At 72.5% G+C, this 12575-nt stretch carries 10 protein-coding genes; 1 reads left to right on the top strand and 9 read right to left on the bottom strand.

Features of this window, described 5'->3' with window-relative positions; genetic code table 11:
* Nucleotides 1-28: 28 nt before the first annotated feature.
* The 8 genes from OIE47_RS30035 to eccD all read right to left on the bottom strand — a co-directional run bounded on the left by OIE47_RS30035 (nt 29) and on the right by eccD (nt 7204).
* On the bottom strand, nt 29-370 hold the full coding sequence (locus tag OIE47_RS30035; protein WP_326557886.1) for a hypothetical protein: 342 nt from the start codon (nt 368-370) through the stop codon (nt 29-31).
* Complete coding sequence (locus tag OIE47_RS30030) at nt 367-804, bottom strand: YbaB/EbfC family nucleoid-associated protein (RefSeq protein WP_326557885.1); 438 nt, start codon at nt 802-804, stop codon at nt 367-369. The genes OIE47_RS30035 and OIE47_RS30030 overlap by 4 nt, the downstream gene beginning before the upstream one ends.
* A gap of 20 nt (nt 805-824) precedes the next feature.
* Entirely contained in the window at nt 825-3164 is a 2340-nt protein-coding gene (locus OIE47_RS30025) for a hypothetical protein (protein WP_326557884.1), read from the bottom strand.
* Between the two features lie 92 nt (nt 3165-3256).
* Nucleotides 3257-3580 (bottom strand): hypothetical protein, encoded by a 324-nt coding sequence (locus OIE47_RS30020; protein ID WP_326557883.1) that lies wholly within the window; start codon nt 3578-3580, stop codon nt 3257-3259.
* Nucleotides 3581-3660: 80 nt separating this feature from the next.
* The gene (locus OIE47_RS30015) at nt 3661-3957 is read right to left on the bottom strand and encodes a WXG100 family type VII secretion target (protein ID WP_326557882.1); all 297 of its coding nucleotides are present in this window, start codon (nt 3955-3957) and stop codon (nt 3661-3663) included.
* A gap of 73 nt (nt 3958-4030) precedes the next feature.
* Entirely contained in the window at nt 4031-4327 is a 297-nt protein-coding gene (locus OIE47_RS30010; RefSeq protein WP_326557881.1) for a hypothetical protein, read from the bottom strand.
* 73 nt (nt 4328-4400) lie between these two features.
* On the bottom strand, nt 4401-5801 hold the full coding sequence (eccB, locus tag OIE47_RS30005; RefSeq protein ID WP_326557880.1) for a type VII secretion protein EccB: 1401 nt from the start codon (nt 5799-5801) through the stop codon (nt 4401-4403).
* Nucleotides 5802-5806: 5 nt separating this feature from the next.
* Nucleotides 5807-7204, bottom strand: a complete 1398-nt coding sequence (eccD, locus tag OIE47_RS30000) for a type VII secretion integral membrane protein EccD (RefSeq protein ID WP_326557879.1) — start codon at nt 7202-7204, stop codon at nt 5807-5809.
* Between the two features lie 224 nt (nt 7205-7428).
* On the opposite strand from eccD, the gene eccCa reads away from it, so the two are divergent.
* On the top strand, nt 7429-11394 hold the full coding sequence (eccCa, locus tag OIE47_RS29995) for a type VII secretion protein EccCa (protein WP_326563281.1): 3966 nt from the start codon (nt 7429-7431) through the stop codon (nt 11392-11394).
* Here the strand turns inward: eccCa and OIE47_RS29990 are convergent.
* Complete coding sequence (locus tag OIE47_RS29990) at nt 11351-12565, bottom strand: S8 family serine peptidase (RefSeq protein ID WP_326557878.1); 1215 nt, start codon at nt 12563-12565, stop codon at nt 11351-11353. The genes eccCa and OIE47_RS29990 overlap by 44 nt on opposite strands.
* Nucleotides 12566-12575 lie beyond the last annotated feature (10 nt).

Below are 12575 nucleotides of genomic sequence, written 5' to 3'. Positions count from 1 at the left end.
TGTGCCGGGTCCGTCCGTCACCCACCCGTCAGAGCGACAGGTTCGGTCCGTCGCCGCCCCAGCTACCGGCGGTGTCGACGTTGCCCGCCTCGTACGACTCCAGCAGCACCCGCAGCTCCTCCACCCGCGAACCGTCACCCAGGGACAGGTCCCGTAGCCCGGTGAGGACGTAGAGCGTCTCGGGCAGGTCCCGGTCGAGGTCCTTGACGATCGCCTCGTCCACCTCGCCCCGGACGCTGAGCACCACCGGGGCGTTCGCGGCCCGCTCCGCGTCGAACTCGTCCACCACCCCCTTCATGTGCTCCAGGTAGCTGGCGAACGCCTCGGCCCGCAGCCGGGCGGTGTCGGCGGAGATGATCGGCTCGGTCACCTGCCGCCTCCCGGCTTCGGCTGCTCGGTCGGCTCGTCACCGGGGAACGGCTCGTTCGCGATCCGGATCGCCTCCCGCATCATCTCCTCGAAGTCGACCGTGCCGTTGATCATGTCCAGTGCGGACATGCCGGTCGGCAGTACGGACTGGAACGTCGCCGCCACCGCCGCCTGCGCCTTCGTCCGCGCCTCGGCGATCGTCTCGATCAGCAGGGTGGCCAGTTCGGCCGACGGCATCGTCCGGTACGACCGGGTGAGGAACTTGATGTCGACCAGGTCGCCACGGCTGTCCACGGTGACGGTGATCGCCCGGTTCTTGGACGTGACCGTGGTCTGGGCGCCCGCGAGTTCCTCCTGCACCCCGGCGAGCGCGGCCTGGCTGCGTTCGAGTTCGGCGTACGCCTGCTCGATCTGGTTGTGCAACGGGCTGGACATGGTTGCGGTACTCCTCTCGCTCAGGAACGTCCGCGGGTGGTGCCCCGCGAGGGCCCGTACGGCGACCGGGGGCCGCGGGTCGGGGCCGGTTGCCGGGTCTGGGTCTCGGACTGGTCGTACTCGGAGCCGTCGTCACGCCCGACGACGGCCGGTGCACAGTCCGGGTCGGTGCCCCAGACCTCCTCCTCCTCGGCCAGCCAGGTGGTCCGCTCGCGTTCCTTGTTGTCACCGTTGCCGGGACTGCCCATGCCACCCATGCCGCCCATCGGTGGCATGAACGGCATCCCGCCCATGCCGCCCATCGCGCCGTTGGCACCGTTCGCACCGGCAGCGGGCGGGAGGATCGCACCGGGGAGGTTCTCCAGGCCGTAACCACCGGCGTTGAAGCCACCTCCGCCGGGTAGTCCGCCGCCGCTCGTCGCGAGACCGTTGAGCGCTCCGGCGCCGGCGTATCCGGGAGGTGGGGTGCCGAGCGGTCCGACCACCGAGCCCGCCGAGGGGAAGTTGCCGGAGCCGAGATTGCCCGGGTCGATCTGGGAGGGGAACTGGCTGCCGGGGTACGAGCCGCCGCCGAGGCTCGGATCGTCGAGGCCGGGGATGCCCGACCAGCCGCCGCTGCCGAGTCCGCCATCGGCGCCCTCCTCGGAGCCGGACCCGGAACCGGAGCCGGAACCGGAGCCGGAGCCACCCGAGCCGGAGCCGGAGTTGGAACCGGAACCCAGGCCCAGGCCCGAGCCGGGCGGTTTCTGTCCGGCGCCACCGCCGACCGAACCGCTGCTGCCGCCACCGGTGAACGAGCCGCCGCTGCCCAGACCGGGAATGGTGATCCCGCCGCCGCCGGCACCGGCGCCCGTACCGCCGGACGAGCCGCCGCCGATCCCACCGATCGACGTTCCACCGCCACCGGGGTTCAGGCCACCGGAGTTCGAGCCGCCGCTGATCCCACCGATCGAGGTCCCCCCGCCGACACCCGACGGGTCGATTCCGCCGGGACCGGCGCCGAGGCCGGAGGTGTCGATCCCACCCGAGCTGCCGCCGGAGTTGGACCCGGACGCGAACTGGTTGCCGCCGACCGACGACGGGTCGAACTCCGAGCCGCCGCCACCGGTGTTGCCGCCACTGCGGAGACCGGAGGTGTCGATACCGCCCTCGCCGCCTCCCCCACCGCCGCCACTGCCGAGACCCGAGGTGTCGATACCGCCCTCGCCGCCGCCCCCACCGCCGCCGTTGTTGCCGCCGGTGTTGATGCCGAAGTTCCCGTCACCACCGCCCGGTGGCGGGATCTGCGTCGGATCCGGCGGCGGCACGTAGAAGGTGCCCCGGTACAGGTCCGGGATCACCCGTTGCAGCTTGTCGGTGGTGGTGGCGAAGTTGTCCATCAACGCCTTGGTCGCGGCCAGCGACGCCGCGTTCAACGTGTTCAGCTCGTTGATCCACTGGGTTTTGGTGTCCGTGTTGAGCTGCTCCCACGCGGCCGGCTGCATCAGGTCGTACGGTCCGGGCATGCCCTGGTCGGGGAAGGCGAAGTTCCACACCTCGTCGTACCCGCCGGTGGTGTCGCCGCCGGTGAAGAACCCGGGGAACTTGACCGAGGCGTCGTACGCGTCGACCTGCTGCTCCATCGACTTCACGAGCTGCCCGATCAGCCAGTTGGGGTCGTAGAACCGGTACTCCTTGAAGGCTGCCCAGGCGTCGACCATCGCGGTCTTGAAGGTGCCGACCGCGTCACCGCTGCCGTTGATGAACTCGATCCAGTCGTCCGGCTCGGTGATGTTCTCCTTGAGGTAGAGCATCGTCCGGTTGATGTCTTCCATGGCGAACATGAACGCGTCCGCGGCCGAGCCCTCGAACCCGTTCGCCTCCTGGTCGATCTCCCCGACCAACGCCTGCACCTTCGGCTGGCCCGTGTTCATCAGCCAGTTCGTCACCTCGTAGAACAGGTGCGCGGCGTCGTAGAGACTCTGCGGGTCCAGGAACGCGTTGCTCATGATCCCCGAGGTCGTCTCGTCGCTCATCGCGACGAACATCTGGGCCTGCCGGGCCGGGCCGGTCTCCCCACCCTCGTAGAACGAGATCCAGCCACGGATGAGCTGGAAGTTCTCGAGCGTGTCGGTGTTGCGCTTGCGGTAGAGGGTGATCCGGTTCCACCCGGCGTGGGCCGGGTCGCCGGGCATCCAGTGGTCCCAGGGCCGCTGATGGGACCCCTCGGTGTTGTACCGGATGTCCGCCGAGATCCAGTACGAGGTGTCCAGTTGGACCCATGCGGGGCTGGTGATCCGGGTCGGGTCGACGTCGTCGTCCGCGCCCAGGATGTCCTTCAGCGCCGGCACCCAGTTCATTCCCGGTGATGGCTGGGTCATGGGTCATCCTCTCGGAGGTCACCGGTGCCGGGACGGCCGGCCCGGCCACGTCGGCCGGTTCGACCGGCCCGGTGCCGGCGGGTTCGTACGGGCTAGAAGTTGGGGATCCGGGCGCGGAACTCGGCGACCGTCATGTCGTTGAGCGACTCGACGTCGTCGGTCGTGTCGACGAATCCGCGCAGTTGCTGACCACGGGTGGTGAAGAGCAGACCGAGCTGGTTGAGCCGCTGCTTGACCACACCGCCCTGCTGCTTGATCGCGGTGGAGAGTGCCTGTCCCACCACGAAGTTCTGGTGTCCGGGCTTGATGACCAACGCGTCGATCGGCCCGTTCGCCGCGCCGGGAGCCTCGCCCCCGAGCAGTGTGTTCTCCGCCGCTACCCGGCGCAGGAACGCCTCGTCAACACTGATCGCCATGATCCACCTCCTGGGGGAAGTTCAACGTCGACATCCGGCCGGGCGGACGGCCCGCTCGTGTCCACCCGGCCGTTGAGGGCTTAGATCGAGCCGTCGAACAGGGCCGCGCCCTGGGTGTCCGCGACCTGGTACGTGTCCCGGATCTGGTCGATCGCGGAGGCACCCGAGTTGAGGGCGGCGTTCATCTGGCCCATGCCCAGGTGCCAGGTGTTCTGCGCCGTCTGGTACGAACTCGCGGTGTTACCCACGTTCGCCGTGATGAACCTGTTGACCACCTGGTCGAGGTCGGCCAGCGCCTGCTCGATCGACCGGGTCACCCCGCGCAGTTCCTCACCGCTGGCCAGCAGGCCGTCCGGGTTGAGGCCGTAGGTCGCCATGCGTCACTCCTCGCTGCTCGTCACAAATGCTCGTCGTCGACAGGGATGCCGGCGGGGGCGCCGGCGGGACGGATCAGGGCTGGTACCACTTGGCGTGCGACGCCGATTCCATTTCCGCGTTGCTGGAGACCTGCAGGTGCTGGGTCATCGAGGCACGCAGCTGCTCCAGGCCGTTGCGTACCTGGGCCAGGCCGCCGCGCCAGTTCTGCAGCTCCTGCATGTAGCGGACGGCCGCCTCGCCGTGCCACGGCGTCGAGCCGGAGACCGCGTCGACGCTCCGGTCGGCCGCGTTGCAGTCGGCCATCGCGACCTCGAACGCCGCCAGCAGCTGCCGGATGCTTTCCTCGTCTACCTCGTTCGGCTGGGTCATCACACACGTCCTCTCGTACCGTTCGGTTGGCTGTTGCTGGACTCGGTGCTGCCGGACCGGTTGGCCGTGTCGGTCACCCCCGCGCCCGCTGGGGGTCGAGCAGCGGCCCGGTCGGCAGCAGCTCCAGCAGCGCCGGCGACACCGTCGCCGCGAGCGAGGTGGGGTAACCCAGGGCCTGGGCCACCGAGGGATCGGCGAGCGGATACTTGATCCCCGCGTCGGTCACCACGAAGTAGGTCGTGCCGGGCGCCTGACCGGGCCGGCCCAGCCGGACCAGGCCGCCGACGCCGGCCGCGAACGCCACCGCGGTGGCGGTCCCGGCGGTACGGGTCACCCCCGCTCCGTCGCCGGCCGCGACCGCGCCGGGGGGCAGCGGTGACTCGGCGGTCAGCCGGACCACGCCGCTCGGATCGCCGTGGCGTACGCACCAGACCCGGCCCGGTCCGGCGGGTGCCACCGCCGGTGGCGTTTCCGGCAGGTCACCGGGGAGCACCGGCTCCTTCGACGCCGGCAGTCCGGCCAGCGCCGCGGCGGTCAGCTCGGTCGGTACGACCGGACGCGACCCGTACGCCCGTGCGGTTTCGGGGTCGCTCGACACCACCGCGACCCCGGTCGGGGTGAGCTGGCTCAACCCGTCCCGTTGGAGCAGGTAGTGCCGCTCGGCGGTGCCGGCGATCCGGGCCACGAAGAGCTGACCGATCTGGGTCTGCGTGCCGTCGACGACCGGTCCCGGCTCGCCCCGGCCGGGCACCACCACCGGCCCGATGTCCGAACCGACCGGGAGCTGGTCCAGCCAGCCCGGCTCGACCGGGGCCGGTGACCCGTCGTAGCCGAAGACCCGGCTCAGCCAGGTCTGGGTCAGCGCGTACCGGCGGCCCCGCCACACCAGGAAGGTCTCCCCGCCGGGCGCCTGGGCGACCACGCCCTGGTCCGGGCCGAGCACCGGGCCGGACGGGGTCCGGTCGACCGTCAGGGTGGTGGCCGTGGCCAGGGTGCCGGCGGCATCACGTCCGGCCACCGCGCAGACGGTCCAGGTCGTGCCGGCAAGAGCGGTCGGTGCGGGCAGTGTGTCGGGCGCGCCGACGATGCCGACCGACTGTCCCCTCGGGACCGACCGGAGCGAGGTCGCGGAGACCGTGGTCATCGCCGGCTTCTTGCCGAACAGGAGCAGGGCGGAGCTGTAGTTGAGCACCGGGCGCAGCCGACCGTCGACGAGGACGTACCGGCTGCCGGTCTCCTTCTCGACCACCACCGTGCCCGGCTTGCGCCAACTGGTCGCGCCGCCCGGCCGCAGGAAGCCGTACACGGCGAAGCCGGCGACCACCAGTGCGGCGATCAACGTACCGGCGACGGTGCCGATCAGGAGCCGGCGGTGCGGGTTCTCCGCCGCCTCCGGCTCCGCCGCCACCAACGCGGAGGTCAACCGCCCCAACACGTACGACTGGGCCTGCACCTGGTCCCGACGCGACTGCATCCGGCTCAGCCCCCCAACGACCGGGCGTAGCGGTACACGTCGAGCACGGCCAGCAGGACGGGGAACATCGCCACCGTGGCCACGGTCTGGCTCAGGTCACCGATCCGACCCCAGTACGGCATCATCCGGCGCCCCGGCATGATCCGGGCCACCACCATCAGCAGTACGGTGCCGAGCGGCACCAGCGCGACCGGCACCAGCAGCCGGGGCCAGGGTTGCGCGGTGACCGCCGCCTCCAGGGTGACCGCGACCAGTCCGGCGACCGCCGGGGCGGCCATCGCCAACCGGTGCCATCCGCTGTTCATCGGCCGGGCGGCCAGCACCCGGACCAGGGTGACGAGCAGCACCAACGTGATCGACGCCCAGCCGCCCGCCGCACCCACCAGGACCAGGGCGATCCCGACCACGAAGGCCAGGCCGGCGTACAGCCCGGTCATGTAGCGGTCGGCGGCAGCGGTCCGGGCGAGCAGCGGTTCGCTCGGTTCCGGATCGATCTCCTCCTGGAGGTGTTCCGGCTCGGTCGGCAGCGGTGCCAGCCGGAGACCGGCGAGGCGGAACGCGAGCATCGGGGCGGCGGTGCCGGCGACGGTCGCGGCGACCGCGACCACCGCCGCGGCCCGGTCGGCGGCCAGCGGTACGAACGCGGCCAGCGCGGCCCCACCGGCGGCGAACAGCCCGGTGGTGAGGATCCCGGCGAAGAGCGGACCGGCCCACCCGACGAGGGCCAGTCCGATGCTGGCCGCCGCGAGCGCCGCCACCGAGCCGGCGAACAGCTCCGGCCCGGCCAGCCGTACGCCGATCCCGGTGTGGTCGAGGTCCGGCACCAGGCAGCCGGCGAGCCCGGCGTACCCGATCGCGGCGAACGCACAGACCAGGCCGAACACCCGGTCCCCGCCGGCCCTGGTGACCGCGAACGCGGTCACCAGGCAGGCCAGCGCGAGACCACCGGCGGTCAGTGCCCGAGGGGTCGGCGGACCGGTCAGCGCCAGCACCGCCCACCCGACCCCGAACAGGACTGCGAGCAGGCCGAGCGCGGCCCAGCGGATCATCTCCGGACGCCACCGGCCGGCGCGGGACTGCACCCCGGTGGCGATCCCGTCGATCAGGTCGTCGAAGTCGACCGGGGGGATCTGCTCCGACCGGGGCCGGAGGTGGACCACCTCGCCGTCGCGCAGGCCGAGCGAGGCGACCGTGCCGTCCTCGTCGAACGGCGGCGCCCCGAGCCGCTGCAACACCCAGCCGCCGTGCAGCAGGCCGGTGTCCGCCAGGTTCTCGCCGAGGTGGTGCAGCAGCGCCGGCAGTAGGTCGGCGACCAGCACCTGGGCCGGTACGGCAACCTCGACCTGCCGGTCCGGTCCACACACGACCAACCGACACATCTCTCCACTGGCGACGATGGTCACGCCCTCACTACGGACCGCCCGCGCGTCGGTTCACCACCGATCAAGGTTTTTTCCCGACCGGTTGACCGACGGCCGAGGTTTTTCCCCGACCGGTTGACCCGACACCGGTGTCGGGACGTTGTAGGGCGCGCCGGCCCCACGCGCGGGGCCCGACCCCACGGACAGGTGATCCAGCGGTGACCACGGTCGTGTTCCGGCGTCCGGCCCGACGCAACGGGCCGGAGATGCCCTCCGGCGAGATCAGCCTCCAGGAGCCGCCCGAGCTGCCCGAGATCCAGGCGGGCGGGTTGCGCGGCGCGATGACGTTCCTGCCGATGATGCTGATGTCCGGGGTGATGATGCTGATGTTCGTCGGCCCGTCCCGGGGCGGGCCGATGACCTGGATGATGGCCGGACTGCTGGTCGTCGCCATGGGCGGCATGATGATCGGCCAGATGGCGATGAGCGGCGGCGACCGCAAGCGGCGGCTCGGCGGCGACCGGCGCGACTACCTGCGCTACCTGGCCCAGAACCGGCGGCGGGTGCGGCGGTACGTGGGGCAGCAGCGGGACGCGAGCGCCTGGCGGCATCCCGAGCCGGGCACGCTCTGGTCGGTGGCGATGACCACCCGGCGCTGGGAGCGGCGCGGCACCCACCCGGACTTCCTGGAGCTGCGGGTCGGCACCGGCCGGCAGCGCCTGGCGACCCGGATCGCCCCGATGCAGACCAAGCCGATCGAGGACCTGGAGCCGCTGTCGGCCAAGTCGTTGCGCCGGTTCATCAAGGCGTACAGCACGATCGAGGACCAGCCGGTCGCCCTCTTCCTGCGCGGCTTCGCCCAGATCCGGATCACCGGCGCCGACGACGAACGCCGCTCGGTGCTCCGGGCCCTGGTCGCCCAGCTCGTCACCTTCCACGCCCCGGAGGAGGTGATGATCGCCCTCTGTCTCGGTGGCGACGGGGCCGGCGCCTGGGAGTGGGCCAAGTGGCTGCCCCACGTGCAGCACCCGGTCGACCAGGACGCCGCCGGCTCGGCCCGGTTGGTCGCGGAGAACATCGAGGAGGTCGAACGCCTGCTCGGCGACGCCTTCTCCGCCCGCCCCCGGTACGAGCAGGGCGCGACGCCGAGCCGGGACGAACCGTACGTGCTGGTGATCTGCGACGGCGGGCGGATCCCGACCGGTGCCCGGATGGCCTCCGGCGGTTACCGCAACGCGCTGCTGGTCGAACTCGGCACCGCGCCGCCGGCCACCCCGCGCGAGCTGCTCTGGCTGGACGTGGCCGACGGGCAGGTGGAGATGGTCCGGCACGACGCGGTGGGGCGGGAGGCGCGCTCCCCGCTGGCGAAGGCCGACGGGCTGAGCGTCGCCAAGGCCCGCGCGGTGGCCCGGATCCTGGCGCCGTACCGGCTCAGCATCGCCACCGAACCGGCGGCCGAGGCGCTGACCTCCGACTTCGACCTCGCCACCCTGCTCGACATCGGCGACCTGAGCCGGCTCGACGTGTCCCGGATGTGGGCGACCCGGGCACCGGCCGACCGGCTCCGGGTGCCGATCGGGATCGACTCCGACGGGGTACCGGTGGAGCTGGACATCAAGGAGTCGGCGCTCGGCGGGATGGGCCCGCACGGGATGCTGATCGGCGCCACCGGGTCCGGCAAGAGCGAGCTGCTCCGTACGCTGGTGCTGGCCCTGGCCGCGACGCACTCCTCGGAGACGCTGAACCTGATCCTGGTCGACTTCAAGGGTGGGGCGACCTTCCTCGGGCTGGACCGGCTGCCGCACACCTCCGCCGTGATCACGAACCTGGCCGACGAGGCCGCCCTGGTCAGCCGGATGCGCGACGCCCTGCACGGCGAGTTGGTACGGCGCCAGGAACTGCTCCGGCAGGCGGGCGGGTTCAGCTCCGCCCTGGACTACGAACGGGCGCGGTCCCAGGGCGCGGGGCTCGACCCCCTGCCCACCCTCTTCGTCGTGGTCGACGAGTTCAGCGAACTGCTCGCCGCGCACCGCGAGTTCATCGACCTGTTCGTGATGATCGGACGGCTGGGCCGGTCGCTCGCGGTGCACCTGCTGCTGGCCAGCCAGCGCCTCGACGACGGGCGGATCGCCCAGCTCGAATCGCACCTGTCGTACCGGATCGGCCTGCGTACGTTCTCCGCGATGGAGTCCCGGTCGGTGATCGGGGTGCCGGACGCGCACGAACTGCCCGCCCAGCCGGGCAACGGCTACCTGCGTACGCACGTGTCGACCCTGATCCGGTTCAAGGCCGCGTACGTCTCCGGGGCGTACCGGCCCAAGACCGCCCGGGTACGCCAGGAGGTGGTGCAGCAGCAGGTGGTGCCGTACCTGCTGGACCATGTGCCGTACCGGGTGCCGGAGGAGAGCGCGGCGGCGCCGGACGTACCGGAGGGGGCCGAGCCGGAGGCGAACTCGGCGAGCGTGCTGGCGGTGGTGGTGGACCAACTCGCCGACCAGGGGCCGCCGGCCCACCAGGTGTGGCTGCCCCCGCTGGGCGCCCCGCCCACCCTGGACCAGCTGCTGCCCGCGCTCGCCCCGGACCCGGAGTACGGTCTGCGGGCACCGGACTGGCCCGGCAACGGCCGCCTCGTGGTGCCGGTCGGTTTTGTCGACAAGCCGTTCGAGCAGGTACGGGAGCTGATGACGGTCGACCTGTCCGGGGTCGGTGGGCACCTGGGTGTGGCCGGTGGTTCGCAGAGCGGCAAGAGCACCCTGCTGCGTACGGTCATCGGCGGTCTGGCGTTGACCCACAGCCCGCGCGAGGTCCAGTTCTACTGCCTGGACTTCGGTGGCGGTGCGCTGGCGTCCATCGCGGACCTGCCGCACGTCGGGAGTGTCGCCAGCCGGCTGGACACCGACCGGGTGAGCCGGACCCTGGCCGAGATCGCCGCCCTGATCGCCGACCGGGAACGGCGGTTCAGCACCCTCGGCGTGGACAGCATGGCGACCTACCGGCAGCGTCGCGCCGACGGCACGATCACCGACGACCCGTACGGCGACGTGTTCCTGGTGGTCGACGGCTGGTTCACCCTGCGGCAGGAGTTCGAGGCGGGTGAGGCCGCGATCCGTCAGGTCGTCGCCCGGGGCCTGAACTTCGGCGTACACCTGCTGCTGACCACCGCCCGCTGGTCGGAGGTGCACCACGGGATGCGCGACCAGATCGGCACCCGGCTGGAGTTGCGCCTCGGTGACCCGGTCGACTCCGCGATCGACCTGCGGCTGGCGGCGACGGTGCCGCACACTCCCGGCCGGGGTCTGACCGCGCAGAAGACGCACTTCCTCGGCGGGCTGCCGCGGATCGACGGGCTGGCCGACCCGAACACGGTCGCCGAGGGTGCCCGGGGGTTGGCCGCCATGGTGGGCGACTTCTGGGACGGCCCGGCCGCCCCGGCCGTCCGTACGCTGCCGGCGGTGCTGCCCGCCGCCGACCTGCCGGCACCCGACGGCGACCTGCGGGTGGCGTTGGGGTTGGACGAGGAGCGGATGCGGCCGGTCTGGCACAACTTCGAGGAGGTCCCGCACCTGACCGCGCTCGGTGACACCGAGAGCGGCAAGACCGCCCTGCTGCGCCACCTCGCGGAGGCGGTGACCCGCCGGTTCACGCCGAAGGAGGCGCGGATCATGGTGGTCGACTTCCGCCGTCAGCTCTTCGAGTCGATCCCGGAGGAGTACCGGTTGGGTTACTCCGTCTCGCCGGACTCGACGAAGGAGGCGGTGGCGCAGGCCGTCGAGGGGCTGCGCAGCCGGGTGCCGGGCGCGGACATCACCCCCGAACGGCTGCGCCGACGCGACTGGTGGACCGGTCCGCGCCTGTTCGTCCTGGTCGACGACTACGACCTGCTCAGCGGGCACGACAGCCCGCTGCAACCGCTGATCCCGTTCCTGCCCCAGGGCACCGACATCGGTTTCCACCTGGTGCTGACCCGAGGTGCCGCCGGGGTGATGCGGATGTCGATGGATCCGCTGATCCGGCGGTTGCAGGAGACGAACAGCCCGGACGTGGCGCTGTCCTGCCCGGCTTCCGAGGGGCCGCTGCTCGGCAACACCAAGCCGCGCATCCTGCCGCCGGGGCGGGCACTGCTGTGCACCCGGCGGGGCAGCCGGCTGATCCAGACCGCCTGGGTGGAGCCGCCGGCCGGGCAGGCGGTCAGCGTACCCGCCAGCGACGCCGACGCCCGGCCCGGATCGTGACCCCGGCGGCCAGGGCGAGCACCGTACCGACACCGACGGCCGCGCCGACCAGACCGGCGCGGCCGACCGCCGGGTCCGCCGGGGGCACGACCGGGAGGACCGCCGGTGCCGGCCGGGCCTCGACCGGACGCGCCGCCTGACCGGGATCGACCACGGAAACCGCCGCGTACGGGTCGAGCACGCCGGCCCCGAGTGCCGGGGTACGCGCCGCGCCGGGCGGGTGCTCGGCGGTCAGCTCCAGCCGGGTGCGGATCTCGGCGGCGCCCAGCGCGGGGCGGTACGACCGGACCAGTGCCGCCGCACCCGCCACGTACGCGGCCGCGACCGCCGCGCCACCGATCCGGTAGTGTCCGGCGCCGCTCGGTCCGACGCTGACCGCCGCCACCCCCGGCGCGACCAGGTCCACTCCGGACTCCTCGACGACCGGCTCGGTCGGCCTACCGTCGGCGTCGATCCCGCCGACCGCGACGACCTGTGGGAATCCGGCCGGGTACCAGACCACCGGCGCACCGGCCTGACTCGCCCCGCGCTGGTCGCTGATCGCCGCGACCAGGACGATGTCGCGGGCGACCGCCTCGTCGACCGCGGCCCGCAGGTTGGCGTCGGGAGCCTCGACCCCGGTGCCGACCAGGATCACGTCGGCGCCCAGGCTCACCGCCGCCCGGATGCCGTCGGCCAGGTACCTCGGCTGCAACCGGCCCTGGCCGTCGACGATCCGCACGGGCAGTACGGACACCGCCGGCGCCACCCCGACCACACCGGTCCCGGTGACCGGGCGGGCGGCGACGATCCCGGCGAGCGCGGTGCCCCGACCCCGGCAGTCCCGGTCGGCCCGACCGCCGGCCACCACGTCCCGGCCGGGTAGCACCACACCGGTCAGGCCCGTCGCCGCGGCGCTGACCCCGGTGTCGACCACCGCCACCGTCACGCCCCCGCCCCGGCTCAACGGCCACACCGCCTGCGGCGCGAGCCGGGCCACCGGCCACGGGACCCCGGCGAACGGGACCGGGGACGGCCCCACGCACTCGTCGGTCACCGTGGGCAGGGTCGGTGGCTCGCCGTCGGCGGCGGCGTACCCGGCTCCTGCCGGTAGGCCGAGGACCAGCAGGACCGTGCAGGTCGCCGACCCGATCAGCCGCCCCACCGCCCGCTTCCGGACACGCACCGCCATGGCAGCTCCT

Source organism: Micromonospora sp. NBC_01796 (genome assembly GCF_035917455.1).
Taxonomy (GTDB): Bacteria; Actinomycetota; Actinomycetes; order Mycobacteriales; family Micromonosporaceae; genus Micromonospora_G.
Note: the sequence above shows the minus strand (reverse complement) of the source record. Positions and strands in the feature narration are given on the sequence as shown.

Coding starts and splice junctions, on each gene's coding strand:
- OIE47_RS30030 (WP_326557885.1), bottom strand. CDS start 804: ATGTCCAGCCCGTTGCACAACCAGATCGAGCAGGCGTACGCCGAACTC.
- OIE47_RS30025 (WP_326557884.1), bottom strand. CDS start 3,164: ATGACCCAGCCATCACCGGGAATGAACTGGGTGCCGGCGCTGAAGGAC.
- OIE47_RS30020 (WP_326557883.1), bottom strand. CDS start 3,580: ATGGCGATCAGTGTTGACGAGGCGTTCCTGCGCCGGGTAGCGGCGGAG.
- OIE47_RS30015 (WP_326557882.1), bottom strand. CDS start 3,957: ATGGCGACCTACGGCCTCAACCCGGACGGCCTGCTGGCCAGCGGTGAG.
- OIE47_RS30010 (WP_326557881.1), bottom strand. CDS start 4,327: ATGACCCAGCCGAACGAGGTAGACGAGGAAAGCATCCGGCAGCTGCTG.
- eccB (WP_326557880.1), bottom strand. CDS start 5,801: ATGCAGTCGCGTCGGGACCAGGTGCAGGCCCAGTCGTACGTGTTGGGG.
- eccCa (WP_326563281.1), top strand. CDS start 7,429: ATGCCCTCCGGCGAGATCAGCCTCCAGGAGCCGCCCGAGCTGCCCGAG.
- OIE47_RS29990 (WP_326557878.1), bottom strand. CDS start 12,565: ATGGCGGTGCGTGTCCGGAAGCGGGCGGTGGGGCGGCTGATCGGGTCG.